Source organism: Exiguobacterium sp. TNDT2, assembly GCF_003331145.1.
GTDB lineage: Bacteria > Bacillota > Bacilli > Exiguobacteriales > Exiguobacteriaceae > Exiguobacterium.
Map to the genome: position 1 here is coordinate 1 of NZ_QLVE01000004.1, position 25907 is coordinate 25907.

At 49.7% G+C, this 25907-nt stretch carries 26 protein-coding genes and 1 other annotated feature; of the genes, 18 read left to right on the forward strand and 8 right to left on the reverse strand.

All coding sequences use genetic code 11. The features are described from left to right. The first annotated feature begins 188 nt into the window (after window positions 1–188). A complete protein-coding gene (locus tag DPV68_RS03230; RefSeq protein WP_114165395.1) occupies window positions 189–1853 on the forward strand; it encodes a peptide ABC transporter substrate-binding protein in 1665 nt (554 codons plus the stop codon). A 118-nt stretch (window positions 1854–1971) separates the two neighbouring features. Here DPV68_RS03230 and trpS read toward each other — a convergent pair whose 3' ends face one another. Beyond that, window positions 1972–2973 carry a tryptophan--tRNA ligase gene (gene trpS, locus DPV68_RS03235; protein ID WP_114165396.1) on the reverse strand — a complete coding sequence of 334 codons (1002 nt, stop codon included), beginning with the start codon at window positions 2971–2973 and terminating at the stop codon, window positions 1972–1974. Between the two features lie 48 nt (window positions 2974–3021). Further along, window positions 3022–3229 (reverse strand) — a binding site (T-box leader). A gap of 46 nt (window positions 3230–3275) precedes the next feature. Then, window positions 3276–3644: a DUF3899 domain-containing protein gene (locus tag DPV68_RS03240; protein WP_114165397.1), complete on the reverse strand. Its 369-nt coding sequence runs from the start codon at window positions 3642–3644 to the stop codon at window positions 3276–3278. A 273-nt stretch (window positions 3645–3917) separates the two neighbouring features. Here DPV68_RS03240 and DPV68_RS03245 point away from each other — a divergent pair, with 273 nt between their 5' ends. From DPV68_RS03245 to DPV68_RS03265, 5 genes are all read left to right on the forward strand, one after another. Continuing rightward, window positions 3918–5534 carry a peptide ABC transporter substrate-binding protein gene (locus tag DPV68_RS03245; protein ID WP_114165398.1) on the forward strand — a complete coding sequence of 539 codons (1617 nt, stop codon included), beginning with the start codon at window positions 3918–3920 and terminating at the stop codon, window positions 5532–5534. 300 nt (window positions 5535–5834) lie between these two features. Beyond that, on the forward strand, window positions 5835–6761 hold the full coding sequence (gene opp3b, locus DPV68_RS03250) for an oligopeptide ABC transporter permease (RefSeq protein WP_114165399.1): 927 nt from the start codon (window positions 5835–5837) through the stop codon (window positions 6759–6761). Further along, window positions 6761–7786, forward strand: coding sequence for an oligopeptide ABC transporter permease (opp3C, locus tag DPV68_RS03255; RefSeq protein ID WP_114165400.1), 1026 nt, complete (start codon window positions 6761–6763; stop codon window positions 7784–7786). Before opp3b ends, opp3C begins: the two co-directional genes overlap by 1 nt. A gap of 24 nt (window positions 7787–7810) precedes the next feature. Then, a complete protein-coding gene (locus tag DPV68_RS03260) occupies window positions 7811–8884 on the forward strand; it encodes an ABC transporter ATP-binding protein (RefSeq protein ID WP_114165401.1) in 1074 nt (357 codons plus the stop codon). After that, complete coding sequence (locus tag DPV68_RS03265; protein WP_114165402.1) at window positions 8884–9834, forward strand: ABC transporter ATP-binding protein; 951 nt, start codon at window positions 8884–8886, stop codon at window positions 9832–9834. Before DPV68_RS03260 ends, DPV68_RS03265 begins: the two co-directional genes overlap by 1 nt. 71 nt (window positions 9835–9905) lie before the next feature. Here the strand turns inward: DPV68_RS03265 and DPV68_RS03270 are convergent, their stop codons facing one another. Further along, on the reverse strand, window positions 9906–10436 hold the full coding sequence (locus tag DPV68_RS03270) for an HD domain-containing protein (protein WP_114165403.1): 531 nt from the start codon (window positions 10434–10436) through the stop codon (window positions 9906–9908). Between the two features lie 218 nt (window positions 10437–10654). Here DPV68_RS03270 and DPV68_RS14950 point away from each other — a divergent pair, with 218 nt between their 5' ends. The 4 genes from DPV68_RS14950 to DPV68_RS03285 all read left to right on the forward strand — a co-directional run bounded on the left by DPV68_RS14950 (window position 10655) and on the right by DPV68_RS03285 (window position 13508). After that, complete coding sequence (locus tag DPV68_RS14950) at window positions 10655–10792, forward strand: hypothetical protein (RefSeq protein ID WP_198662232.1); 138 nt, start codon at window positions 10655–10657, stop codon at window positions 10790–10792. A gap of 179 nt (window positions 10793–10971) precedes the next feature. Next, window positions 10972–11370, forward strand: coding sequence for a transcriptional regulator SpxA (spxA, locus tag DPV68_RS03275; RefSeq protein WP_015881217.1), 399 nt, complete (start codon window positions 10972–10974; stop codon window positions 11368–11370). A 180-nt stretch (window positions 11371–11550) separates the two neighbouring features. After that, window positions 11551–12207: an adaptor protein MecA gene (gene mecA, locus DPV68_RS03280; RefSeq protein WP_114165404.1), complete on the forward strand. Its 657-nt coding sequence runs from the start codon at window positions 11551–11553 to the stop codon at window positions 12205–12207. A gap of 68 nt (window positions 12208–12275) precedes the next feature. Next, complete coding sequence (locus DPV68_RS03285) at window positions 12276–13508, forward strand: DUF2254 domain-containing protein (RefSeq protein WP_114165405.1); 1233 nt, start codon at window positions 12276–12278, stop codon at window positions 13506–13508. 43 nt (window positions 13509–13551) lie between these two features. Here DPV68_RS03285 and DPV68_RS03290 read toward each other — a convergent pair whose 3' ends face one another. Continuing rightward, window positions 13552–14274: an SDR family NAD(P)-dependent oxidoreductase gene (locus DPV68_RS03290; protein ID WP_114165406.1), complete on the reverse strand. Its 723-nt coding sequence runs from the start codon at window positions 14272–14274 to the stop codon at window positions 13552–13554. Window positions 14275–14355: 81 nt separating this feature from the next. Here DPV68_RS03290 and cls point away from each other — a divergent pair, with 81 nt between their 5' ends. Genes cls through pepF form a run of 3 tightly spaced genes read left to right on the forward strand, consistent with a single transcriptional unit; the run spans window position 14356 to window position 18762 of the window. Beyond that, window positions 14356–15867: a cardiolipin synthase gene (cls, locus tag DPV68_RS03295; protein WP_114165407.1), complete on the forward strand. Its 1512-nt coding sequence runs from the start codon at window positions 14356–14358 to the stop codon at window positions 15865–15867. A 12-nt stretch (window positions 15868–15879) separates the two neighbouring features. Further along, a complete protein-coding gene (locus tag DPV68_RS03300; RefSeq protein WP_114165408.1) occupies window positions 15880–16941 on the forward strand; it encodes a competence protein CoiA in 1062 nt (353 codons plus the stop codon). Window positions 16942–16959: 18 nt separating this feature from the next. Continuing rightward, window positions 16960–18762, forward strand: a complete 1803-nt coding sequence (pepF, locus tag DPV68_RS03305; RefSeq protein WP_114165409.1) for an oligoendopeptidase F — start codon at window positions 16960–16962, stop codon at window positions 18760–18762. 218 nt (window positions 18763–18980) lie between these two features. Here the strand turns inward: pepF and DPV68_RS03310 are convergent, their stop codons facing one another. Beyond that, entirely contained in the window at window positions 18981–19754 is a 774-nt protein-coding gene (locus DPV68_RS03310) for a DsbA family protein (protein ID WP_114165410.1), read from the reverse strand. A gap of 84 nt (window positions 19755–19838) precedes the next feature. Then, on the reverse strand, window positions 19839–20420 hold the full coding sequence (locus DPV68_RS03315; RefSeq protein WP_198662233.1) for a CYTH domain-containing protein: 582 nt from the start codon (window positions 20418–20420) through the stop codon (window positions 19839–19841). Window positions 20421–20527: 107 nt separating this feature from the next. On the opposite strand from DPV68_RS03315, the gene yjbM reads away from it, so the two are divergent. Genes yjbM through DPV68_RS03330 form a run of 3 tightly spaced genes read left to right on the forward strand, consistent with a single transcriptional unit; the run spans window position 20528 to window position 22851 of the window. After that, on the forward strand, window positions 20528–21172 hold the full coding sequence (yjbM, locus tag DPV68_RS03320) for a GTP diphosphokinase (protein WP_114165411.1): 645 nt from the start codon (window positions 20528–20530) through the stop codon (window positions 21170–21172). A gap of 11 nt (window positions 21173–21183) precedes the next feature. After that, complete coding sequence (locus DPV68_RS03325; protein ID WP_114165412.1) at window positions 21184–21981, forward strand: NAD kinase; 798 nt, start codon at window positions 21184–21186, stop codon at window positions 21979–21981. 3 nt (window positions 21982–21984) lie between these two features. Next, a complete protein-coding gene (locus tag DPV68_RS03330) occupies window positions 21985–22851 on the forward strand; it encodes an RluA family pseudouridine synthase (RefSeq protein WP_114165413.1) in 867 nt (288 codons plus the stop codon). A 41-nt stretch (window positions 22852–22892) separates the two neighbouring features. Here DPV68_RS03330 and DPV68_RS03335 read toward each other — a convergent pair whose 3' ends face one another. Further along, window positions 22893–24059: an FtsW/RodA/SpoVE family cell cycle protein gene (locus DPV68_RS03335; RefSeq protein ID WP_114165414.1), complete on the reverse strand. Its 1167-nt coding sequence runs from the start codon at window positions 24057–24059 to the stop codon at window positions 22893–22895. Window positions 24060–24208: 149 nt separating this feature from the next. On the opposite strand from DPV68_RS03335, the gene fabI reads away from it, so the two are divergent. Together fabI and DPV68_RS03345 are read left to right on the forward strand one after the other, a co-directional pair. Then, a complete protein-coding gene (gene fabI, locus DPV68_RS03340; RefSeq protein ID WP_114165415.1) occupies window positions 24209–24982 on the forward strand; it encodes an enoyl-ACP reductase FabI in 774 nt (257 codons plus the stop codon). A gap of 86 nt (window positions 24983–25068) precedes the next feature. Continuing rightward, a complete protein-coding gene (locus tag DPV68_RS03345; RefSeq protein WP_114165416.1) occupies window positions 25069–25257 on the forward strand; it encodes a hypothetical protein in 189 nt (62 codons plus the stop codon). 2 nt (window positions 25258–25259) lie between these two features. Here the strand turns inward: DPV68_RS03345 and DPV68_RS03350 are convergent, their stop codons facing one another. After that, a complete protein-coding gene (locus tag DPV68_RS03350) occupies window positions 25260–25769 on the reverse strand; it encodes a YjcG family protein (RefSeq protein WP_114165417.1) in 510 nt (169 codons plus the stop codon). Window positions 25770–25907: the final 138 nt, after the last annotated feature.

A 25907-nucleotide genomic window follows, 5' to 3' on the forward strand; every position in this document is an offset into this window, starting at 1 on the left:
CTAATCAACGGGCTTTTGGCCTATATTAAAATTTTTTTAGAAAAATCAAAATAAATACTTTGCAAAATTATCAGAATATTGTATTATTGCTTCAACGGGATGGCGGTAACAAAATTTGTAAAGTGAACTATCAGAATTTTCTACCATCATTCAATTCGTTAAACCGAAAAAATCAGGGGGTCATCGCAATGAATAAGAAAAAAGGTTTTGCATTAGCAACGTCGGTAACGCTTCTATCTAGCGCGTTCCTAGCAGCATGCTCAGGTGGGGAAGAAGATACAACGTCAACGGATACAGGGACAGGATCAGAAGGAAGTGCAGATGAAGCGCAAGTCCTCAACTTGCTCGATAGTTCTGACATCCCTTCACTTAACCCAACACTCGCGACTGACGCGGTTTCGTTCAACGTGTTGAACAACGTCAACGAAGGTCTTTACCGTATGGATAAAGATGACAACCCGACACCGGGAATCGCAGAATCACACGAAGTTTCTGAAGACGGTAAAACGTACACGTTCAAACTCCGTGAAGGCGCAACTTGGTCTAACGGCGAGCCTGTGACAGCAAACGACTTCGAATACGCTTGGAAAGAAGTCCTTAACCCGGACAACGCTTCACAATATGCTTACGTTATGTCAATCATCGAAGGCGCTGAAGCTTACAACACTGGCGAAGGCGAGCGCGACGCTGTCGGCGTCAAAGCACTTGATGAGCAGACACTTGAAGTTAAATTGACTGCACCAGCTGATTACTTCCTCGGTCTCACAAGCTTCGGCGTATTCATGCCTAAACTTGAGTCGTTCGACACAGAGCAAGGCGAGAACTTCGGTACGTCTGCAGAGACGACTCTCTACAACGGACCGTTCAAACTCGAAAGCTGGGAGCGCGAGCAAGGCTGGAAAATGGTCAAAAACGACGACTACTGGGATGCTGAAGCCGTCAAACTCGACGAAATCAACGTTAAAGTCGTTAAAGAAGTTTCAACAGGCGTTAACTTGTACGAAAACGGCGACGTTGACCGCACTGGTTTGACTTCTGAACTCGTTGCCCAATACCAAGACAACGAAGACTTCTCGACTGTCGTTGAGCCAACACTCTTCTACCTCCAGTTCAACACGGCGGTTGAAGCACTCGACAACCAAAACATCCGTAACGCGATCGACGCGGCATACGATAAAGCAGCGATCTCTGAAACGCTCCTTGCGAACGGTTCAATTCCTGCCAACTACCTCGTACCAAAAGACTTCGTCACTGGACCGGACGGCGCAGACTTCCGTGAAGCGAACGGCGACATCGGCGGCTACGACGTGGACCGTGCGAAAGAGCTTTGGGAAAAAGGACTTGAAGAAATCGGTCAAGACTCTGTCGAAATCGAGCTCCTCAACTACGACTCAGAATCTGCGAAGCAAATCGGTGAGTTCATCAAAGGTGAACTTGAGAAGAACCTTCCAGGGATCACGCTTACAATCAAGCAACAACCGTTCAACAACAAACTTGACCTTGAGAACAAAGGTGAGTTCGAGTTGACATTCGCTGGATGGGGCCCTGACTACCAGGATCCAATGACATTCGTTGACCTCTTCGTCACTGACGGACCATACAACCGTGGTAAGTGGTCGAATGAAGAATTCGATAAACTCATCGAATCTGCGAAAGCAAGCACAGATGCTGAACAGCGTTGGGCTGACCTTCAAGCTGCAGAGAAAATCGTTCTTGAAGAGAACGCAATCTCACCAGTTTACCAACGTGGATCGGCTCGCCTCACGAAGCCATACGTTAAAGGAATCGTTGAACATGCGTTCGGCGCTGACTACTCGTACAAGTGGGCGTTCATCGAAGGAAAAGAGCAATAAGAAACAACACGCATACAAAAAAGAGACGGGGACGCCTGTCTCTTTTTTTTGTGCGATCAGATTGAGCTAACACGATGCACAAAAAAACCGCCCTTTGAATGCAAAGGGCGGTTATACGTTATTTCTTCACTTTAGCCCGTTTCCGATTGAGTCCCATCGCTTTCTCGATTTTCGCGAGATTTTTGTTGGCGACGGCTTCCGCTTTCTCACGTCCCGCATCGAGGATGGCGTCAAGCTCAGCTGAGTCGACAAGTTCGTGATAGCGATTTTGAATCGGCTCGAGCATGGCAACGACAGATTCGGCGACGTCTTGTTTGAACGTTCCATAGTTCGAATCTTTGTAGCGCTCGACAAGTTCAGCGATTGGCGTATCGGTCGAGAGTGAGTAAATCTCAAGCAAGTTTGAGATGCCCGGTTTGTTCTCCCGGTCGAAGCTGATGACACCGCTCGAGTCTGTGACCGCGCTTTTGATTTTTTTACGGATGACGTTCGGCTCATCGAGCATCGAGATGAAGCCTTTCGCATTCGTGTCTGATTTCGACATCTTCTTGACAGGGTTCGTCAAACTCATGATACGCGCGCCTTCTTTTTGAATGAGCGGCTCCGGAATCGTGAACGTCTCATAGTAACGTTTGTTGAAGCGCTCAGCCAAATCACGCGTCAATTCGACGTGTTGTTTTTGGTCATCGCCGACGGGGACGAGTTCTGTCCCATACAAGAGGATATCGGCCGCCATGAGTGTCGGGTAAACGAACAGCCCGGCGCCGATGTTTTCACTACTTTGTGATTTGTCTTTGTATTGCGTCATCCGGCTCAGTTCACCCATGCCGGCGATGCATGTCAACATCCAACCGAGCTGGGCATGCGCCTTCACTTCCGATTGTACGAAAATTGTCGATTTCTCAGGGTCGAGACCGCAAGCGAGATAGAGCGCCGCGAGCTTGCGCGTATTGTCCATCAACTCGACGCGGTCGAGCTGGACCGTGATCGAATGGAGATCGACGACACAATAAAACGCTTCGTGCTCTTCTTGCAGCTCGACGAACTGTTTCATCGCGCCTAAGTAATTACCGAGCGTCACGACGCCGGTCGGTTTAATGCCAGAAAAGATTTTTGCCATGATTGCACCTCCAGAGAATATAAAAAACCGCGGTTTCCCGCCCGAAAAAATCGGGACGAATAACCGCGGTGCCACCCAAATTTGCATGAAGTTCATGCCACTTGATCGCGTTAACGGGCGTGACCGTCTCGCCATACTCTCGTTCAGGCGAGCCACTCCGAAGTCCATTCACTCGAAGTTTTCCATCTACTCGCAGCAACGTAGACTCTCTGAGGGAAAAGGGGTTCGAGGTACTTGTCTTCTTCCTTGTGTTTCCTATTGTTCTAGCCATAGTGTAGCATATCAACCGCGAAATCGAAAGGTCAAACGAGGGCGAGCACGTAGGATAAAGTGACACTTGCGACGCCGACATACACCCAGCGCCAAGCTGCTCGCTTTTGGACGGCACGTTCTTCCGGCGTCGCTTCTTCGTCCTCTTCATAATCGGGATCAATCTCTTTCAACTTGGCGCGCCGGTTACGTTTGAACCCATACATGATGCCGTCGAATAATCCAGACGCGCTCATTTGTGAGAACATACCAATCGCGAAAACGAGCATGCCAGCGACGAACAGTCCGCCGCTCAAATGAAACGATAACGTTTCGTCTTGATAATAGGACAAGCTCGACCAAACTGTATAGGTGATTGTGACAATCCCCCAAACGATTAATATACTTCTAAAATTTTTCAACGTAATAAACTCCTTTCAGCGTGGGGGCGCTCCATCGTGCCTTCCACTCTATGGCTCTATGATACCCGTTGACTAGTTAAGATGGCGAGAAGTTCGTGTTGAAACATGATAGCGGTTTAATAGGGAGTTGACAGTTTGATTAAAAATTTTTTACAATAGCCCTAACGTTCTTTTGTTGGATACAAAATGAAATATTCAGAAAATTAAAGAAAAAGAGAATACGTCAAATCCGACGAAACGCTATGCTTCACGATTCAGAAAGGGGACATCGCAATGAAGAAAAAATCGATTTTGCTCATGATGACACTCATCTTGGCACTCGGTTCAGTGCTCGCTGCTTGCTCGACAGGTGGAGACTCTGACGGCGGTTCGTCTTCGAACGGAGAAAAAGTACTCCGTTTGACGGATACGTCTGATATTACAACAGCTGACCCGGCGCTTGCGACGGACGCAGTCGCGTTCAACTTAATCGCCAACACAATGGAAGGTCTTTACCGTCTTGACCAAGACGGGAATGCCATTCCGGCCATCGCCGAAGGAGAGCCAGAAGTGAGCGAAGACGGAACGGTCTACACGTTCACACTCCGCGACGCGGAATGGTCAAACGGTGAGCCTGTCACAGCGAACGATTTCGTCTACGCTTGGCAACGCGCCGTGAATCCTGAAACAGGTTCACAATACGCGTATATCATGAACACGGTTAAAAATGCAGAAGCGATCAACACAGGAGAACTTCCGAAAGAAGATCTCGGCGTGAAGGCAATCGATGAGAAGACACTCGAAGTCACACTCGAGCGTCCAGATCCGTCGTTCATCTCGCTCACATCGTTCGGTACGTTCACACCGATCAACGAAGCGTTCGCCACTGAAAAAGGTGCGGACTTCTCGACGACTCCAGAGAACCACATCTACAACGGTCCATTCACATGGTCGGAGTGGGATCGCGAGCAAGGATACGTGTTGACGAAAAACGATGCGTATTGGGATGCTGAAAACGTCGCTTTAGAAAAAGTAGACGTTCGTGTCGTTAAAGACACTTCAACAGTCGTTAACTTGTATGAAGCGGGAGAAGTGGACTATGCCGGTCTCTCATCTGAACAAGTTGCTGCGTTCCAAGAGAATGATGACTATAACACAGGCCTTCGTTCAACTGTCGGTTACTTTAAATTCAACCACGAAGATGAAGTCTTCGCTGACGTCAACGCTCGTAAAGCAGTCGCTCGTGCGGTCGACCCAGCCGGCATCATCGACCAACTCTTAAACAACGGTTCAATCGCAACGACTTCATTCATTCCGAAAGAATTCATCAAGTATGAGGACGGAACGGATTACACTGAAGGTGTCTCACACTTTGAGACAAACGCTGATGAAGCGGCATCACTTTGGGAAGAAGCGACAGGCGGTGAAGCTGTCACGATCGAACTTCTCTCATTTGACAGCGAAGTCGCGAAACAAATCTCAGAGTACATGGAAGGCCAAATCGAATCGAACTTGCCGAACGTGACCGTGAACATCTCACAACAGCCGTTCAATAACAAGCTCGAGCTCGAAGCAAACGGAGATTACCAAATGTCATTCGCCCTTTGGGGACCTGACTATCAAGATCCGCTTACAAACCTTGGCATCTTTACGTCTGACAACGGTCAAAACGACATCAATTACAAGTCTGCCGCCTATGACAAATTGATTGATGAAGCATCAGCTGAAACAGCAATCGATGCCCGTTATGACAAATTTAAAGAAGCAGAGACGCTCTTGATTGAACAAGACCAAGCCATCATGCCGATTTACCAAGCAGGTGTCGCTTACTTGATTCGTCCAAACGTCGAAAACTTCAACCGTCAACTATTCGGTGCTGACTACCAGTACAAATACGTCGATATCAACTAAATGAGAAGGGGGCATGCACCACGCATGTCCCCCCTTTTATAAAAAAAAACTGGAAATGTGAGAAAATACTATTCAAATGTTTTGTTGGTAAAGTATAATGTAGTAACAGTGAAAATTCAGAATACTTTACAAACTAAGGATTCTTTAATTTTCAAGTGCTGTGCTAAGAGCCTTGAGATGACGTTTCATCTATTCTTTCAGAAAATTCCTTTCATTTCGTGAATTATAGAATAGAGACATATGTCATAGTGATGCTGTTGGTGCAAGCATAGACATTAGAAAAACAGGGGGTATTTATTTATGGGACGTTATATTCTGCAACGGCTGACTTACGGCCTCATCACGTTCTTCTTGATTGCGACGTTCACATTCTTCTTGATGGACCTGCTTCCAGGTTCGCCGTATCAGAACCAGGAGAAATTGACGGACACGCAAATTCAACTCTTGAACGATCGTTACGGACTCAATGATCCACTGCCGGTTCGTTACGCGACTTATTTAGGGAACCTTGTGCAAGGTGACCTTGGTGTGTCGTTCCGTACGGCCAACCGGCCAGTGACGGAGTTGATCATGGAGCGGATCGGTCCTTCGGCACAATTGGGTATTCAGGCATTAGTCCTTGGTACTTTCGTTGGGTTGTTGCTCGGAATCGTAGCGGCCATCCGTCATAACACGTACATCGACTATGGTTCAATGTTCGTATCGGTAATCGGGATTTCTGTCCCGTCGTTCGTCTTTGCAGCCCTCCTTCAGTACTATGTAGGGGTTAAGTTGCAGTGGTTGCCTGTCGCGTTCTGGGATTCACCGGCCCATACCATCTTGCCGACCATCTCGCTCTCGCTCGGGGTCACGGCATCGATTGCCCGTTTCGTCCGGACTGAGATGCTAGAAGTTACCGGACAAGACTATGTCACGCTCGCCAAGGCGAAAGGGTTGACCGGGAATGCCATCGTATGGAAGCACATGGTGCGTAACGCGATGATTCCTGCCATCACAATCCTTGGACCAATGACGGCCGGTCTATTGACTGGTACGTTCGTCATCGAAAAAATCTTTGCGGTACCTGGACTCGGTGAATTGTTCGTCACATCTATTACGTTGAATGATTACTCGGTCATCATGGGCACGACGCTCTTCTTCTCTGGCCTGTTTATTATTATCATTCTACTAGTCGACTTGCTCTACGGAGTCGTTGACCCACGTATTCGTCTTGGGGGGGATAACTGATGATTGAAAATAAAAAGAATTTCGAGCAGTTCGACCAAGACATGTTCCAACGTGTCGAAATGAATGAACAGCTCGGTGAACGGATCGCCGGTAAAAGTTTAAACTTCTGGCAAGACGCTTGGATGCGCTTAAAGAAAAACAAGGCCGCCATCCTCTCGTTGTCAGTCATTGTCATTCTTGTCTTACTTGCGCTATTCGGTCCGATGCTTTCAGGCCGTGACGCATATGAACAAAACATCTCACAAGCCAAACTCCCGCCGAAAGTCACTGGACTTGAATGGGCTGGATTTGATGGGATGGCCAACCTCGGTGGGCGCGACATTAATTTTTATGAACAGAAAAATGTTGAAGAGAACTTCTGGTTCGGTACAGACTATCTCGGCCGTGATCTTTGGTCACGTGTTTGGGAAGGGACACGTATCTCGCTCTTCATCGGTTTGATGGCCGCCATCATCGATACGGTCATCGGTGTCGCTTACGGTGGAATCTCGGCTTATTTCGGTGGCCGCACAGATAACATCATGCAGCGGATCGTTGAAATTTTGACAGGCGTGCCGAACTTAATTTTGATCATCTTGTTCATCTTGATTTTTGACCCAGGGGTGTTCACCATCATCCTCGCGATGACGATCACCGGTTGGATCGGGATGAGTCGACTCGTCCGCGGTCAAATCTTGAAACTTAAAAACCAAGAGTTCGTCTTGGCAGCCCGTACACTCGGTGCCTCAAGTACTCGTTTGATTTTCAAGCACTTGATTCCGAACACACTCGGCGCCATCATCATTACACTTATGTTCACGATTCCATCTGCCATCTTCTTCGAGGCATTCCTTAGTTTCATCGGGATCGGACTTCAACCGCCACAAGCATCACTTGGTACGTTGATTAACGACGGATACAAAGAGTTAAGAACATTCCCGTACTTGCTCGTCATCCCGTCAGTCATCATCGTCTTGCTCATGGTCAGCTTCAACTTGCTCGCCGATGGATTGCGTGATGCGTTCGACCCGAAAATGCGTAAATAATTATAGAAACAGGGGGACTCGTGAATGGAAACGATTTTATCTGTCCGAGACTTAGCGGTCTCGTTCCATACGTATGCTGGAACGGTACAAGCCGTTCGCAACGTATCGTTTGATTTGAAAAAAGGCGAGACGCTCGCCATCGTTGGTGAATCGGGTTCTGGTAAATCCGTCACTTCGAAAGCGATTATGCGTTTGATTCCGAACCCGCCAGGTGAAATCACGAACGGGGAAATCTTGTTCGAAGGCAAAGACTTGGCGAAGTTGTCGGAAAAAGAAATGTTAAAAATCCGTGGCCGCGATATCGCCATGATTTTCCAAGATCCAATGACGTCGCTCAACCCGACGATGACGATTTACAAACAGATCGCCGAAGGATTGAAGCAACACCAAGGTCTCACAGGTGAAGATGCGAAGAAACGTACGCTTGAATTGCTCACACTCGTTGGGATTCCGAACCCTGAGGCACGCCTCAAGCAATACCCGCACCAACTTTCAGGTGGGATGCGTCAGCGGATCGTTATTGCGATTGCGCTCGCATGTAACCCAAAAGTATTGATCGCCGATGAGCCGACGACGGCCCTCGATGTAACAATTCAAGCTCAGATTTTGGAGCTCTTGAAAGACATCCAACAAAAGACGGGCACAGCGATCATTTTCATCACGCACGACCTCGGTGTCGTTGCGAACATGGCAGACCGCGTTGCTGTTATGTACGCTGGTAAAATCGTCGAGAAGGGAACGGTCGATGAGATTTTCTATGAGCCGCGTCACCCATATGCATGGGGACTACTCGGATCGATGCCGCGTCCGACTGACGACCCGAACGAGGCGCTTCCGGCCATCCCGGGTACGCCGCCGAACTTACTCAACCCACCGAAAGGCGATGCCTTCGCACCACGTAACCCGTATGCGATGAAAATCGACTTTGAAAAAGAACCACCGATGTTCCAAATTAGCGATACACACTATGCGGCGAGCTGGCTATTGCACCCACAAGCCCCACAAGTGAGCCCGCCGAAAGCAATCCGTGATCTTGCGCTCAAGTATCGTCCGGACAGCGCGTTCGCGAAATCGATTTTGAAAGGTGGTGCTGAATAATGGAACGCGAGAAATTACTTGAAGTAAAAGACCTGAAGCAGCACTTTAAAATCGGCCGAGGCCGCGTCGTCAAAGCGGTCGACGGCATCTCGTTCGATATTTATAAAGGTGAAGTGCTCGGACTGGTAGGGGAGTCTGGATGTGGGAAATCGACGACAGGTCGTACCATCATCGGACTTTACGATGCGACTGACGGGGATGTCATCTTTAAAGGTGAGAACGTTCATGGTAAAAAGAATAAGGCTGAGAAGCTGAAGTTCAACCGGGCCATGCAGATGATCTTCCAAGATCCTTACGCGTCGCTCAACCCGCGGATGACGGTCGCGGACATCATCGCCGAAGGCATCGATATTCACGGTCTTGCCAAGACGAAAGAAGACCGGATGAACCGCGTCTATGACCTTCTCGAGACAGTCGGTCTCACGAAAGAGCACGCGAGCCGTTACCCGCACGAATTCTCGGGTGGTCAACGTCAGCGGATCGGGATTGCCCGCGCTCTCGCGGTCGAGCCAGACTTCATCATCGCCGATGAGCCGATTTCAGCCCTCGACGTATCGATTCAAGCCCAGGTCGTCAACTTGATGAAAGAATTGCAACGCGACCGTGATTTGACGTACTTGTTCATCGCCCACGATTTGTCGATGGTCAAGTACATCTCGGACCGCATCGGCGTCATGTATCAAGGTCACCTCGTCGAACTCGCTCCAGCAGCTCGTTTGTACGAAAACCCGCTCCACGCCTATACGAAGTCACTCCTCTCGGCGATCCCACTTCCGGATCCAGAGCACGAGCGCACACGTAAACGGATCGTGTATGAGTCGAAGTCACTCGGTGCCGTCGGACGTTCAGATGAGGATTCGAGCATCCCGCCACTCCGTGAAGTCGAGCCAGGCCATTACGTCTCATTGACAGACGAAGAGTACGAAGCGTATAAAGCGCAATTCGTATAAACAAAAAGTCCCACATCCAATTGGATGCGGGACTTTTTGGGCAAATAAAAACACCGTCTAGGATGACGGTGTCAGGCGTTTGAGATGCGTGGCAAATTCGAAAGCCGTTCGACGACCGCATCAATCAAGCGGACTCGAGCCAGGGCGTCTTCGATGTCCATCGTCTCATAGTGGTGCAATCCGCCAGGTTGTTCGACGAACGTATCCGCATCATGGACGAGCTGTTGGAGCGGGGTACGTTGAATCCGGTTAGGTGGCAAGTAAGAATCGGTATGAAGCAAAATCATGACCGAGATCTCTTTCGCGCGCGCCGGGTCTTCCCCGAGACGAATCAATAGCTTGTGGGCGCGTTCGGCCCCTTTAATCGCATGGATGTCGTTTTGACGATATAAATCATAATTCCATTTGCCTTCGGTATACCATTCGTAGTGACCAATATCATGTAGCAGAGCGGCTTTCGTCGCTAAATCGGTATCGAGACCTCGTCGCGTCGCCAATTCGAGAGCGCGTTCACAGACGTCAACGGCATGTTTTAGACCGGAGCGGGTCAAGTATTTTTGTGTGACCGGGTGTTGCATAATCGTCTCTAATGTAATTCTCATCTACGCTCTCCTCCTTGGTGAATTCAAAGGTTATTTCTATTAACTATACGGGAATTGAATAAGAAAATCAAATTTGGAACGTGTGAAATGATGAAAAACGTTGATATTGTTCAACTATTTTCATAAGAATGTGCTATAATTTAAGTGTAGATTAGTGCAAGTTCAAGATTTTCAGATTCAGTAACGGTCGGTCCTTTTAGTGCTGGGGGTGAGAGACCATGAAAGAACGTGACAAGGTACTACAACAGAAAAAGAAACTTTTGAAGGAAGTCCTCAAGAAGAAATTGAAAGACTTGCAAGTGAAGCCTGGCAAAGAGACGGTGTCACAACCGGTTTCTCGGGTGCCGGCGTCCTAGAACGGTCGATCAAGGGTCGCATTCTTCTGAATGCGTCCTCTTTTCTTCCCTCAGTGAGAAAGAATATCATTGTAGTTTCAATAATTAAGAATTATTATAATTAAGTGAACGATATTTTGGGTATACAAATAGAGTCGCTTGTAAAAGATGAACGAACACTTGATCAGGGAGGAACGATAATGGTCACACTGTACACATCTCCGAGTTGCACATCGTGCCGAAAAGCACGCGCCTGGCTCGAGGAGCATGATATCCCATTTACGGAACGAAACATATTTTCAGAACCACTCTCACTTAATGAGATTAAACAAATTTTACGTATGACAGAAGATGGGACAGATGAAATCATCTCGACCCGCTCTAAAGTTTTCTCGAAAATCGATGTATCGGTTGATGCGCTCTCGCTCCAGCAATTGTACGACTTGATTCAAGAATATCCGGGACTGCTTCGTCGTCCAATTTTGATTGATGAAAAACGTCTTCAAGTCGGGTACAACGAAGATGAGATTCGCCGATTCTTGCCGCGCAAGGTCCGGACGTTCCAACTTCAAGAGGCGCAACGACTTGTCAACGAATGAGGAAGCATACTGTCTAAGCAGTGTGCTTTTTATTATTCCGTTTTTCCGATAAAATAATAGAAACAACCCCATCATCAATAGATTGACACGTATAAAAAAGGGTACTATGATAACAAGACAATTTCCCCTCTCCTCCTTAATTATTGAAGTAGGAGTGAGGTGAGAAGGGAGTGGACAATCGTGAAAATTGAGCGCATCAACGATAACACCGTCAAATTTTTCATTACGTATGTTGATATCGAGAAACGCGGTTTCGCTCGTGATGAAATCTGGTATAACCGGGAACGTGGTGAGCAACTGTTTTGGCAGATGATGGACGAAGCGCACGAACGAGAAGATATCTCGTTCGATGGTCCACTATGGATACAAGTACAAGCGTTTGAAAAGGGACTCGAAGTGACCGTGACAATCGCGAAAAATATGATTGATGCTGAAGACGATTCTGAGCTTGGATCACTCCTACGCTCGGCAATCGATGAGGCGCGCGATCAGCAATCGGTGCTTGATCAATTGAGTGAACTTGATGAAATCGAAGCTGAGCCGGAGGCGTGGGCTCCGCTCGCCATGGAAACGGATGACTTTGAGGCGATCATCTCGCTCAGTAAACGAGCAGGAGAGGCGTTGAACAACGTCAACCTTAAGTTATTCCATTACGACAATCGGTATTACTTGTGGATTGACTTCCCAGACGAGATGGAACCGGAAGAAGAAGAGAACGTATTAAGTCTCTTATCCGAGTATTTGACGTTCAGCACGCAGACGTTAGCGATGCTTGAAGAATACGGCAAGCTCATTCTCGACGGGGATGTCTTCTCAAAAGTTCGTCACTATTTCTAAAGCCTAATCGCCTGTTCATGTGGACAGGCGATTTTTTTACCAATTTATACATATGAAGAGGTGTCGTGATGCTCAAGCGGATTCAATTAAAGTTGGAAGATAGCACCTGGTTCGTCCCGTTTTTATACGGAGTGGGAGGGATCGCATTAACGTTCCTGACTCAATATTTTGGAAGCTTCTTTCGCGAGCTGTTACCGGAAATCATTTATTTAGACAAGGATTCAGCAGCTTCTGTCCTGTCTTCGTCGTTCACGAGCCTCATGACGATGATGACGTTCAGCTTTTCGACGATCCTCGTCGTTTTGACGACGTATTCGTCGCAGTTCTCGCCTCGGACGATCAATAACTTTTTGACGAACTCGGCGTCGAAGCATACACTCGGCCTGTTCATCATGACGACGGTGTACGGCATTACGAACTTGTTCCTTATCCGGACATCGGATGAAGACGTCGTACTCGCTTCAGGCATCAGTGTCCTGCTCGTCGTCAGCTCGATTTGGGCGTTCGTTAAATTCATTCAAACGATCAGCGTCTCGATTCAAGCGGAGCGCCTCTTATCGGCATTGCACCGCGAAGCGCTATCCGTCATTGAAAACCAGAGACGGGCGGTCGAAGAGGAAGACATGTATATCGTCCCGAAACGAACGGTTCACACGTTCGAAGGACAGGCGGTCTATGCCTCTCGAACGGGCTACGTCCAACTGTTCTCGAGCGGGAAGCAGGAGAGCCGTGACGTCGACTTCGAATCGGTCGTGGCCGTCGGGGACTTTGTAGCGGAAGGAGATATTCTCGGCTATTGGCTCGCAGAAGAAGCGCCCGATATCGACGTGTTCCAAATCGGTGAAATCCGTTCATCGATTCAAGACCCGGCGTTCGTCATCGAGAAGTTGAGTGAGATTGCTCTGAAAGGCGTCTCACCGGGCATCAATGATCCGAATACGGCGATTCACGCGATTCACTACATCGGCGATATTTTACGCGAACTGAGCCGATTGCCGGCAGGCGACTTTTTATTCTCAAACAACACGAGCAATTGGCATGTTAAACGAAAAACGATGGGAACGACGCTTTTTGAGGCATTCGCTCCTGTGAAGACGTATGCGAGCCATGATATTTTCGTGATGGCGTCCGTCTTCGAGGCGATTCGAATCGCCCGGATTCAGGCACACCCGTCGCACGATGAAACGTTCGAGGAATTCATCGATTACTTGGAAGAAACGCTCGATTTAGAGGAGTTGCATCCGCGAGAGAAAGCGTTCTTGACGAATCAGATGACGAAAGCACGGAAAATACGTGATTAACGAGAAAGGAAGGGGTCCGAGAAGACCCCTTCCTTTCTGTGCATCATGAGAGGGTATAGCCCCCATCGACCGTAATGGCTTGGCCGTTGATATAGCTCGACGCCTCACTCAACAAGAAGGTCACGACCGGCGCCACTTCATCCGGTTTGGCGGCATATCCTCGGAAATGATGCGTCATCGCCTCGTGGAACTTGGCTTCTCCGCCGTATAACTTGTGACTGAGCGGCGTGTCGACCGGACCGAAACAGACCGCATTGAAACGGACTTTACCTTTCATCCGGTGGGCGAACGTCTTCGTCAAAGCAATGACAGCCGCTTTGGAGGCGGCGTATGGACCGAGCATCGGTGGGAATTTGACGTGCCCGACGATGGCGGCGTTGTTGACGACGCTTGCTCCATCGGCCAAGAGTGGGAGGGCGCGTTGGATGAGCCGATTCACAGCGCGCACGTTCAGTTCGAAGACATCATCGAACGTGGACGCCGGCAAGCGTTCGGGCGTCCCGGGGCGCCCGAACGTCGCAGCGTTATTGAATAGTCCGTCTAACGTGATGACCCGGTCTTTGAGCTCGTCCATCATCGCCTCGATGTCGTCAGGCCGAGACAAATCGCAGGCCATAAACGTGATGCGAGCAGAGACTGCCTCGATTTCCTCGCCTCGTGCCTCGTCCCGGCCGACGCCGATGACGTCATGCCCTTCCTCCGCTAATCGGAGGGCGACGGCCCGTCCGATTCCGCTCGTTGCTCCCGTAATTAAAAATGTGCCCATATCTTATTCGCTCCCCTCAAAAGATGGCGTTAAGTTGTATAATTATGATAATACAAGATAGAAACGGGGTCAGTTTATAATATGTTGCGACGCATACAAGTCCTTTTATCCCTGATTTTGCTCGCAGGTCTCATTGCCGTATTATCATATTACTGGAGCTCCCAAGTGATCGGCTTGTTCTCAGTGCTCGTCTTTTTGACGACGTTGAGCATTTTGCTCGTCATCTTGCTCGAGAACCGTAATCCGCAACGCACGCTCATTTGGGCGATCGTCATGCTTGGCTTCCCGGTCGTCGGGCTGTTCGCCTATTTCGTATTCGGCCAAAACTATCGCCGGAAGCGGATGTTCAAAGAGAAAGCGATGCTCGATGAAGAGACGTACCTCGCCTATCGGCAGAAAGCGATGACGTTGTCGCCGTCCCTCATGTTCTCCCATGACGATTATGAGAAGCTGCTCCATCTGACGTCGTCACTCAATCAATTACCGGTCTCATCGAACACGTATACGCAAGTGCTGACGAACGGGCAACAAAAGTTTTCAAAACTGTTGCCAGCTTTGAAAGGGGCGACGCGTCACATCCATCTCGAATATTATATTTTCCGGGAAGATCGTATTTCTCGGGAAATTCAACGCATTTTGATTGCCAAGGCGAAGGAAGGGGTCGAGGTGCGCTTTCTATATGACGCGGTCGGCTCGATTCATACGAGCGGGACATTTTTCGACGAGATGCGCCAAGCGGGCGTCCACGTTAAAGCTTTCTTTCCGGTCGTATTGCCGCTCGTTTCGAGTAGGACGAACTACCGGAACCATCGAAAAATCGTCGTCATCGACGGGACGGAGGCATTCACGGGCGGATTGAACGTCGGCGACGAATATTTGGGTGAGCATTCGAAGTTCGGATTTTGGCGTGATACGCATCTATACGTCAGAGGGGAAGGTGTGTCCGAACTTCAACTGATCTTTTTGCAGGACTGGTACTATATGACGGGGGAGCGCCTATTCACCCCGTTCTATCTCGAACCGCTCGAGACGGTACGGAGTGCGAGCGGAGGCGTGCAAATTGTAGCGAGTGGTCCGGATGAACCGTATGAGACGATGAAGTCAATCTATTTCGCGCTCATCAACGCTGCAAAAAAATCGGTGTATATCTCGTCACCGTACTTGATACCAGACGAGGATATCATGAGCGCGCTCAAAACGGCTTCGCTGTCCGGAATCGATGTCCGAATCGTGCTCCCGAGCTATCCGGATCATAAAATCGTGTTTTATGCGAGTCGGTCGTACTTTGAGGAGCTGCTCAGCGCCGGGGTCAAAATTTATTTGTATGAGGAAGGGTTCATGCATTCGAAAGTCATCGTTGTCGACGACGGGTTGGCGACGATTGGGACGGCGAATATGGACTTCAGGAGCTTCCATCTCAATTTCGAGGTGAACGCGCTTCTGTATAATACGAACTCTGTCCATCAACTCAAACAAGATCTCTATAAAGACTTTGAAGGGTCCCATGAGTTAGAGTTACAGGAGTTTTCAGAACGGTCCTATTTAATCAAACTCGTCGAGTCATTGGCCCGAATGTTTTCACCACTACTATAAGGGGGAAGCGGGATGCGGTTTGCCATCGATCAAACAGGAGGGTATGTCGATGCCCTTATGCTCAGTCGGGGACGGGTCAAACCGTTTGCCCCTTTTGTCTGCCCGGAATGCGGAGAACGGGTCATCGTTAAACAAGGCGCGAGACGACGCCTTCATTTCGCACATGTCCATCCGTGCGGACGAGGTGAGTCGACGGGGCACCACGAAGACAAATGGGGTGTTCGGCAGTGGCTTCAAACACAAGGTTACACCGTCGAGCAAGAAGTCGTCATCGGCACGCGTCGTGCCGATTTAATCGCGACACGATGTGTTGAGCGAATCGTCGTTGAAATCCAAGCGTCCTCACTCTCGGTCGAGTCATATGGCGAGCGGACACAGTATTATACGGAACATGGACTCGACGTCCTTTGGTTGGCGAGCGGATTAGAACCTAGTGCCTGGCCTTCGTTGCAGCCGTGGATGCGTCACGAGCTGTTCAGACGGCATGGTCTCCTTGTCCCTTGGAAGCAAGCACTTTATCGTTTCATCGGGTTCCCGACATCAGTTCGACGCGGTGTTGGGCATTGGGAACCCGTTTCGTCATTCTCTAGTTCGCCGTTCGAATCCTATTATCGTTTCGACGCCCAGCAATGGGTTCAACTCGTCCGGCGACGGCGTATGACCCCGCCCTATCCGACGCCACATTACCGCAAACTCGTCTTGAACCGACTGTATCCGCTCGGGATGTTGCCTTCTTTATTGCCGAGCTACTGTTATTTGCCGTTATCTTCGCTCTGGGGCATCCACGTCCATCCGTTCATGTTCCAGACGGTGCTCTACTTGAATCGACGGGATTGCCCTGGAGACTCCGTCAGCTGGAGCATCGAGAAGACGTGCCGTCAGTTCGACGTGACCCCGACAAGCGACTTTCTCCAAGCGTTTGAAGTACAATGGAGACAACTGTTGAACGTATTCGATGTGACTGAAGCAGTGCGTGATTGGCACGTGCCTAAGACGTTAGACACGGCGTTGCTTCACGATTTTCGATATTTTCAAGGGTTTCAGCGATTCATGGCGAAATCGTATACAAACTAAGAAAAAGGAAGTGGACATATGTCAGAAGTACTTACACGACAACAAGTACCCGTCGAGGAGACGTGGAACCTGGAGACGATTTATGCGGACGATCAAGCGTGGGAACAAGATTTCGAAACGTTGAAGGCGAACGTGCCGGCTTTGGTGGCATATAAAGGAAAACTCGGAGAGTCAGCATCTTCCTTGTTTGAAGGCTTACAACTTCGCGACGACATCTCGCGTCAGCTGCATAAACTGTATACATACGCCCATATGCGTTATGACGAAGATACGTCGAACAGTCATTATCAAGCGTTGAATGACCGGGCGGGCTCGCTTGCCGCTCAAATCTCGGCTCAGCTCGCGTTCATGACGCCGGAACTGCTCGCCATCGATGAGAACCAAATCGAGGCGTTCATGAATGAGCACGAATCACTCCACGTCTATCGCCATGCGTTCGACGAGTTGGCGCAAGAGCGTCCGCACGTGTTGACGGAAGCCGAAGAGGCGATTCTCGCCCAGGCCGGTGACGTGCTCGGCCAGTCGAGCTCGACGTTCGGCATGCTCAACAACGCCGATTTGAAATTCCCGAAAGTGAAGAACGAGCAAGGCGAAGACGTCGAATTGACGCATGGACGCTACATCACGTTCCTCGAATCAAGTGACCGCAGCGTCCGCGAAGGCGCATTCAAGGCGATGTATGGCACGTACGAACAATATTTGAATACGTTCGCCTCGACGTTATCGGGCAGCGTGAAAAAAGACAACTTCTATGCGACGGTCCGCAAGTTCGAGAGCGCCCGCCAAGCGGCGCTCCATCATAACGCCATCCCGGAAACGGTATACGACGGTCTCGTCGAAGCGGTGAACGAACGTCTCGACTTGTTGCATCGATACGTCGCGCTCCGGAAGCGGGCACTTGGTGTCGACGAGTTGCATATGTATGATTTGTATATGCCGCTCGTGAAAGATGTGGACATGAAAATCCCATACGATGAAGCGAAAGATTTGATGGTCGAGGGGCTAGCACGGCTTGGGGACGAGTATGTCCAAATCGTCAAGGACGGTCTCGATTCACGCTGGGTCGACGTCCGTGAGACGCGTGGCAAACGAAGTGGCGCTTACTCTTCAGGCGCGTACGATACGCAGCCGTTCATCTTGATGAACTGGCAAGACAACGTCAACAACTTGTTCACGCTCGCGCACGAGTTCGGTCATTCGGTCCATAGCCATTACACGCGGGCGACGCAACCGTATCCATATGGGGACTACTCGATCTTCGTGGCCGAAGTGGCATCGACGACGAACGAGGCGCTCTTGAACGACTATTTGTTGAAGACGCGCACGGACCGTCAAGAGCGGCTCTATCTCTTGAACAATCAGCTCGAGACGTTCCGCGGGACGTTGTTCCGTCAGACGATGTTCGCCGAGTTCGAACATATGATTCATAAGGCGGCCCAAGACGGTGTCTCGCTCACGCCTGAGTACTTGAACGAGACGTATCTCGAGCTCAACAAACGTTACTTCGGGGACGAGCTCGTCATCGATGGCGAGATCGCATTTGAGTGGGCACGCATCCCGCACTTCTACTACAACTACTACGTCTATCAGTATGCGACGGGCATCTCGGCGTCGGCCGCACTGTCGCAACAAATCATGGACGAAGGGGAACCGGCCGTCCGTCGTTACATCGACAAGTTCTTGAAGGCCGGGTCGAGCGATTATCCGATTGAAGTGTTGAAGGCGGCTGGAGTCGATATGACGACGAAAGCACCGGTGCTCGCCGCGCTCGATCAGTTCGAGTCCGTGCTCGACGAGATGGAAGCGTTACTGTTTCAATGAAAAAAGCGAGGCGTGAACATTATGTGACAATATGAACAAAGTGCTTGTCATGTCGTGCTCGTCTCGGTATATTATAAGTGTGAAATCAATCACAAACCCCTTTATTGACCGTAAACTTTCTCCCAACCTGTGATCTATATAGAGACTCGGGTAACGATGTTTTCTGTCCCCGCGGAAAACATCAAAAGACCCCACGGCTCCCCGGCCGTGGGGTTTTGTTATTTATTCGTCGCCCAAGCTTGACCGCTGCAGCCCGGGACAGGTCGACAACGTTGTTGAAGTGACAATTTTTTTAGCTCTCTTTCGATAATCGGCTTATCGAGTTCTAAAATGAAAGCGAGCTCGGTAATCGTCGAAGTATCATAATGGCTTAATACTTTTTCGACATTCCAATCGGTCTCACGGCTCGGGACATAACCGAGCAGTTCAACCATGACCGCCTGATAGACGTCATACGGGTACAGCCCTTCGATTTTGAGCGCTTCGTCACGCGTGACGAACGTCAAGGCGGGAAGCGATTCGATTTCCCAGTCTTTCAAGATCTCGTGGTCGACTGCCAATGCGCTCAGCAATTGATTGGATTGGATATCGGCAGCCAGTTCATCGATGTCGAGTCCATAACTGACGAACGACCGGGCAATTTCCCATAAGTCGCTGTCACTAGAGTCATCCTTCAAAAAGATGTTATTAATATGCAGATGACGCATGAAACGCATCGCATGACGTCTTCCTTGCAACTCCATAGCCTTAATCATCGTGAGAAGGCGAACCTCTTCTTGACATCCGCCAACACAACTAGGAACCGTCGAAACCATACGGAAACGAATCAAATGCCCGTATTCGAGTTCGAGTTTTTTAATGAGTGTCATCACATGAAGCCCGTCCGGATCTGAAATATCCATGAAATAGAATAACTCTAATGGCTTATATGTTACTTGGATAGAAGATTCTTCCAATGAACAGAATGACTCATTACATTGTTCAAGTTCCATTGTGTCGCCTCCTCTCCTAAACAAAATCAAATATATCGTATGCTCATTGTAGCAACGAAAAAAAAAGGTTGGCAACGTATCTGCTCAACCTTGGCTTCGACGCATTTTTTCTTCCATGAATCGAACGATTTTATTTTTGGCAGGACGGAAGGGGATGCCGTGGCGGTGAAGAAGCTGTTCAAAGGCAATTTTTCCTTTCGCCTCATCGGTCACTTCAAACTCGATTTCGTAGTCGTGAATCTCCAAATAATGACTTTCGTCGAGGACGATCAGACCTTCCGGCGTCTCGAATTCTGCACGTTTCGTCTCAAGGCGGCCCAGATGTTCGAGCGGACCGCTCAAATGAAACGATGCGAGCGCTTCTTTCATCTGGTCGTCGTGGATGATGCCGTACTTGAACAAGTTCTCGGCTTCTGTTTCAGTGATGGTGGCATGCGTCTCGAGCAATCCGACTTCATGCGGTTGTTTAAGTGTCAGCACTTGGCCATGTTTTTTCTCACGGATGCGAAGGGCGGCCCCGTGGTTTTTCAGTTCGAATGCCGGCGTGTCAAAGTAGTCATTTGCCTGCCAGTTTACTTTGTCCGTTAAGCCATAGGCGTTGAGCAACGCATCGTATTCGTCTTTCGTCAACATCGATTTAAATTCAATTTCCACTTCTTGGGTCATCAATTATCGCTCCATTCTATGAACAATTGTTCGTTTATGATACCATACAATCGGATACATACGGAAAGAGCAGGGTTTTCCGAAACGAACGAAAGTGGTGACAGCATATGCAACCAATGGAGTGGGATCAATTTTTAGTACCGTATCAAATCGCGGTCGATGAGCTGAAAGTAAAATTCAAAGCGATTCGGAAACAATATAAATCTCAAAACGACCATTCACCAATCGAGTTTGTCACGGGACGGGTCAAACCGGTCGGCAGCATTCTCGAGAAGGCGAAACGCAAGCAAATTCCTTACGACAAGTTGTCGACGGAAATGCAAGACATCGCCGGGCTCCGCATCATGTGTCAATTCGTAGACGATATTGTCCATGTCCTCGAGCTGCTTCATCACCGGACCGATTTTAAAATTGTCGAGGAACGGAACTATATCACGAACCAAAAGGAGTCGGGCTACCGTTCCTATCATCTGATTCTTGAGTACCCGGTGCAGACAATCCATGGTGAGTTCCCAACGCTCGTCGAAGTTCAAGTGCGGACGCTCGCGATGAATTTTTGGGCGACGATCGAACACTCGCTCAATTATAAATACGATGGGGATATGCCGATCGAAGTCCAAAAACGCTTACGCCGAGCCGCTGAGGCGGCATTCCTGCTCGATGCTGAGATGAGTCAGCTTCGTGTCGAGATTCAAGATGCACAGCAAGTGTTCCGGGATAAAGAAATGAACGTCCAAACGGATCAAGATTAGGGGGTCAAGGTATGCAATTTGCGATTGTAGCACGGGGTGACGCGCGCTCGGCCGATCTTGCGCGCGAGTTGACGAATAAATTGACCGAAGCAGGGCATACCGTCTCGAAAGAACCGCGAATCGTCGTTTCGGTCGGTGGGGATGGGACGATGCTTCAAGCGTTCCATGAATATATCGACCGGCTTGATGATACGCTCCTCGTCGGGATCCATACGGGCCATCTTGGGTTCTATGCCGACTGGCAACCGGACGAGCTCGACGAGTTGACGGAAATGATCACGAGCGAATCATTTGAACCGGTGTCCTATCCGCTTGTCGAGGTGCTGATCGATTATGAGGACGGGACGACTGAACGGCAGCTCGCCATGAACGAGTGTACGATTAAAAACTACAAGCGGACGCTTGTATGCGATTTGTCGATTCGTGACGATTATTTCGAGACGTTCCGCGGGGATGGGTTGTGCATTTCGACACCATCCGGGTCGACGGCCTATAACAAAGCACTCGGTGGGGCCATCGTCCATCCGTCGATTGAAGCGATTCAAGTGACCGAGATGGCGTCGATCAATAACTTGGTTTACAGGACGATCGGTTCACCGCTCTTGTTGCCGAAACATCATCAAGTGAAAATCGAACCGCACACGAAAACAGAATTTGAACTTGCGTTCGATCACCAAGAGGCGGTGTCTTGGTCGAACGTGCGCTCGATTCGCTGTGCGGTCGCGAAAGAAAAAGTCACGTTTGCCCGGTTCCGTCCGTTCCCATTTTGGCGACGGGTCCGGGAATCGTTCATTGAGGAAGGGAAGTAACCGATGTATGGATTCACACTGCATCGCGTCGCGGGGACGAACGTCCCGATGCGCGATTTTTTAATGACAGACTGCGGCATCTCACGCAAGATGTTAACCCAAATTAAACAAGGGGGACTCATCCTCGTAAATGGGGAGCCGAGGACGGTACGCTATGACATCAGCGAAGGCGATGACGTGACGGTTCATTTCCCGGTCGAACAGCCTGCGGAGACGATGGTCCGCACGTCACGTCCGCTTACGATTTTGTTTGAGGACGACTACTTGCTCGCCGTCGATAAACCGGCGGGGATCGCGACGATCCCGTCCCGGCTCCATCCGGATGACACGCTCGCCAATGCGGTCCTCGGATACTACGGGCGAATCGGGTTGCAGTCGGCGATTCACGTCATCAATCGACTCGATCGTGACACGAGCGGCGTCGTCTTGTTCGCAAAATATGCGTACGTGCACCATCGATTCAGTGAATTGCAACAGACCGGGGGATTGGCACGGACGTATCTCGCTCTCGTCGAAGGGGATGTTTCGCCACAGACGATTGACGCCTCGATCGGTCGCGCCCCGGATTCAATCATGGAGCGAATCGTGACGGCAGACGGACAACACGCTGTGACCCATATCCTTGAGGCGGAGCCGATCGGGGCGTATACGACGCTGACGATTGCTCTCGAGACCGGGCGGACGCATCAAATACGCGTCCATCTACGCCATATTGGACATCCACTTCTTGGGGATACGATGTATGGCGGCAAGCCTGTGCTCGACCGTCACGCGCTCCATAGCGCCTCGGCGACGTTTTGCCACCCGATGACGGGGGAGAGACTCGTCATTGAGGCGACATACCCGCGTGACTTTCGACTTGAAGCATAATACAAACAGTCCCGCACTCAGCTGAGCGCGGGACTGTTTTTTCAATCGTCGTCGAACATATACGATTTTGATTTTGAAGCGACGTTCATGACGAGGCCGATGGCGATCATGTTCATGATGATCCCGGTCCCCCCGTAACTGATGAACGGTAACGTCAGACCGGTGATTGGAAGGACACCGATCGTCATGCCGATGTTTTGGAAAATCTGGAACGTGAACATGGCGATGACTGCGGTCACGATATAACTGCCGAACGGGCTGCTCGCTTCAAGCGCAATATGGATCATCCGATATAAGAACAGAAAGAAGACGATAATCACGATGGCCGCTCCGATGAACCCGTAATGTTCAGCGATGACGGCGAAGATGAAATCGGTCTGCGACTCTGGCAGGTAGACCAACCCTTGGCCATAGCCGGCCCCAAACATTTGACCGGACCCGATCGCCTGAAGCGATTTAATCAATTGGAAGGCCAAATCGTCAGAATACTCATACGGGTAAATCCAGGCTTGGAAACGATTCAAGGCATGGCCCGGCACAAAGCTTTGCAACACCTCGAAATGGGCAAAGAACAAGTACATGAAGCCGCCGATCGTCACGGCAGCAGCGCTAAATAGACCGAGCAACCACTTCCAGCCGATGCCGGAGACGATGATGGTGGCGCCGAGCATCGTGATGAGAACCAGGCCGGTCCCTAAGTCTGGCTGGGTCACAATCAGTCCGAGTGGCGGTATGGCGAGTAGGACGAGCTTCGTTAACAGCCACGTATCCTGTTGGGACGAGCCGTAGCGTTTATTATGGTCGTAGACGATCGTAGCCATGGAGATGAGTAAAAACAACTTCATGAATTCGGCCGGTTGAAAACTGAAACCAGGCACGTTATACCAGCCATATGCTCCATTGATATTTGGAACGAGTGTCGTATCCCGAAGCGGAATCAACCCCACTAAAAGGAGCAGCCCGAAGGAATAGAGATACCAGTGAATTTTTCGCAACTGTTCGTACTCGATCGTCATAATGGCGAACATGGCCACGAATCCGAGAATATAACGAATCCCTTGATCGAATGCGAAGTTGATATGTTGTAATCGTGTCGGCAGCATCGGTTGTGCCGTGTAGATGGCGCCGAGGCTTATGACCATCAAAAAAAAGACGATTGTCAAAAGTGTCGTGTCTAAACTTCTTAAATAAGATTGAATGCGGTTCATGATGAAGTCGTCTCACCCTTTCTATACGTATTTTATCTTACCGTAAGTTAAAAAAATCGCAATACGTTACACGCTAGTTGACAAAACAGACACCATTCTGTAATCTGATAACAGATGTTATAACCAGGTACTAAAAAGGGGAGTTTACGATGTCCATCTATCCAACGTTAACGAATCAGACGTATGTCGTCATGGGAATTGCCAATAAACGCTCGATCGCATGGGCGATCGCAAAGACGCTCGACGCAGCAGGCGCGAAGCTCGTCCTCACGTATGCGGCTGAACGTTTCAAGTCAGGTCTTGAGTCGCTCGCGGCCGACTTGAACGGGGAAGCGCTACTCTTAGAGTGCGACGTCACGAACGACGAAGCGATTGACGAGACGTTCCGTACGATTCACGAGCAAGCAGGTCCGGTTCAAGGAATTGCCCACTCGATCGCTTTCGCCGACAAAGAAGCACTTCGCGGCGAGTTCTCCGAAATGACACGCGGCCAGTTCGCACAAGCGCTCGACATCTCGGCGTACAGCTTGACGGCCGTCGTCAAAGCGGCCAAACCGTATTTCGCAGAAAACGCATCGGTCATCACGCTCACGTACCTCGGCGGTGAGCGCGTCGTCCCGAACTACAACTTGATGGGTGTCGCGAAGGCCGCCCTCGACTCGAGCGTCAAATATTTGGCGAACGAATATGGCCCTCACGGCGTCCGCGTGAACGCGATCTCGGCAGGACCGATCCGCACGTTGTCAGCCAAAGGTGTCGGCGACTTTAACAGTATCTTGTCTGAGCTTGAGCAGAAGGCGCCGCTACGTCGCAATGTGTCGGCAGAAGAAGTGGCCTCGACGGGCTTGTTCTTGTTGTCGAGCATGGGCAGCGGTGTGACGGGGGAAATCATTCACGTTGACAGTGGATATCATATTTTGTGATTTTGCAACAGAGCGCAACGATGCGCTCTTTTTTTTGTATTATTTTGAATCGATTACGGGTAAGGACTTGTGAAGGAGGTTGGATCATGGGTCCTTATCAGATAGATTTCACAGTCGTCCAATATGGAAATCGCCAAGTTCAACCGACGGAACGGGCACATCTTGAGCCGGTCACGCGGATTCAACGTGTCCAACGAATCAGGCCGCGCCAAGAAGAATGGTTAGAAGCCGAGCAACAAAACAGCCCCGGTCGATTTGTCGACCGGAGCGTGTAATCTTATCCGCGGAACCGGAACGTCTCATAGACGTTCCATGTTTCGTTTTCGAGCTCATACATGACAGCCATGCGGTTGACGGTCTCCTCAAAATGAACCTGTTCCATCCGCATCCGTTCAAGCACATCGAATAGTTCCGCATCAGTCAAATCTTGACCGATGGTGATGTGTGGCAGGAAATCATATTTTGGAGGCTGGTTGAGGAGTCCCTCATGAAGCTTGTCCTGAAGCGCTGATAATTCGCGCGTCGGCAACACCTTCAAGTAAAGAACGTTGTTCGTCGGTGCGAACGAGCGGACCCCGTCGATTTTTAATTGAATTGGCTTAGTCGTGTCGGCGACTTGTTGCAAATACTCGAGTATTTTCGGTAAATCGGCTTCGTCAATCTCTGTACGTTCCTTGAGTGTCACGTGTGGTGATATCAAGGCGTACTTCGTGTCATACCGTTTCCGATACGAGTTGGCGAAATCTTGAACTTGTTTTGATGGAAATAAGACTACCCCAATCTTCATTCCAGTTCCCCCTCTATAAAGTGGTCTACTTTTTTATGATGACTGATTTATTGAATGAAGTCAAAGCGGGCTTAGTCTTTTTTTCGAGTTTTCAGTATAATAGAGATTGAGTACTTCGAGAAATACCATCTCGAGATG

Excerpts from the sequence above, each read along its gene's own strand:
- DPV68_RS03245 (WP_114165398.1), top strand. The coding sequence starts at position 3,918 with ATGAAGAAAAAATCGATTTTGCTCATGATGACACTCATCTTGGCACTC.
- DPV68_RS03330 (WP_114165413.1), top strand. The coding sequence starts at position 21,985 with ATGTATGGATTCACACTGCATCGCGTCGCGGGGACGAACGTCCCGATG.
- DPV68_RS03260 (WP_114165401.1), top strand. The coding sequence starts at position 7,811 with ATGGAAACGATTTTATCTGTCCGAGACTTAGCGGTCTCGTTCCATACG.
- DPV68_RS03300 (WP_114165408.1), top strand. The coding sequence starts at position 15,880 with ATGCGGTTTGCCATCGATCAAACAGGAGGGTATGTCGATGCCCTTATG.
- yjbM (WP_114165411.1), top strand. The coding sequence starts at position 20,528 with ATGCAACCAATGGAGTGGGATCAATTTTTAGTACCGTATCAAATCGCG.
- DPV68_RS03270 (WP_114165403.1), bottom strand. The coding sequence starts at position 10,436 with ATGAGAATTACATTAGAGACGATTATGCAACACCCGGTCACACAAAAA.
- cls (WP_114165407.1), top strand. The coding sequence starts at position 14,356 with ATGTTGCGACGCATACAAGTCCTTTTATCCCTGATTTTGCTCGCAGGT.
- DPV68_RS03285 (WP_114165405.1), top strand. The coding sequence starts at position 12,276 with ATGCTCAAGCGGATTCAATTAAAGTTGGAAGATAGCACCTGGTTCGTC.
- opp3b (WP_114165399.1), top strand. The coding sequence starts at position 5,835 with ATGGGACGTTATATTCTGCAACGGCTGACTTACGGCCTCATCACGTTC.
- DPV68_RS03350 (WP_114165417.1), bottom strand. The coding sequence starts at position 25,769 with ATGAAGATTGGGGTAGTCTTATTTCCATCAAAACAAGTTCAAGATTTC.
- fabI (WP_114165415.1), top strand. The coding sequence starts at position 24,209 with ATGTCCATCTATCCAACGTTAACGAATCAGACGTATGTCGTCATGGGA.
- DPV68_RS03315 (WP_198662233.1), bottom strand. The coding sequence starts at position 20,420 with ATGACCCAAGAAGTGGAAATTGAATTTAAATCGATGTTGACGAAAGAC.
- DPV68_RS03345 (WP_114165416.1), top strand. The coding sequence starts at position 25,069 with ATGGGTCCTTATCAGATAGATTTCACAGTCGTCCAATATGGAAATCGC.
- opp3C (WP_114165400.1), top strand. The coding sequence starts at position 6,761 with ATGATTGAAAATAAAAAGAATTTCGAGCAGTTCGACCAAGACATGTTC.
- DPV68_RS03290 (WP_114165406.1), bottom strand. The coding sequence starts at position 14,274 with ATGGGCACATTTTTAATTACGGGAGCAACGAGCGGAATCGGACGGGCC.
- DPV68_RS03310 (WP_114165410.1), bottom strand. The coding sequence starts at position 19,754 with ATGGAACTTGAACAATGTAATGAGTCATTCTGTTCATTGGAAGAATCT.
- pepF (WP_114165409.1), top strand. The coding sequence starts at position 16,960 with ATGTCAGAAGTACTTACACGACAACAAGTACCCGTCGAGGAGACGTGG.
- spxA (WP_015881217.1), top strand. The coding sequence starts at position 10,972 with ATGGTCACACTGTACACATCTCCGAGTTGCACATCGTGCCGAAAAGCA.
- DPV68_RS03325 (WP_114165412.1), top strand. The coding sequence starts at position 21,184 with ATGCAATTTGCGATTGTAGCACGGGGTGACGCGCGCTCGGCCGATCTT.
- DPV68_RS03230 (WP_114165395.1), top strand. The coding sequence starts at position 189 with ATGAATAAGAAAAAAGGTTTTGCATTAGCAACGTCGGTAACGCTTCTA.
- trpS (WP_114165396.1), bottom strand. The coding sequence starts at position 2,973 with ATGGCAAAAATCTTTTCTGGCATTAAACCGACCGGCGTCGTGACGCTC.
- DPV68_RS14950 (WP_198662232.1), top strand. The coding sequence starts at position 10,655 with ATGAAAGAACGTGACAAGGTACTACAACAGAAAAAGAAACTTTTGAAG.
- DPV68_RS03265 (WP_114165402.1), top strand. The coding sequence starts at position 8,884 with ATGGAACGCGAGAAATTACTTGAAGTAAAAGACCTGAAGCAGCACTTT.
- DPV68_RS03335 (WP_114165414.1), bottom strand. The coding sequence starts at position 24,059 with ATGAACCGCATTCAATCTTATTTAAGAAGTTTAGACACGACACTTTTG.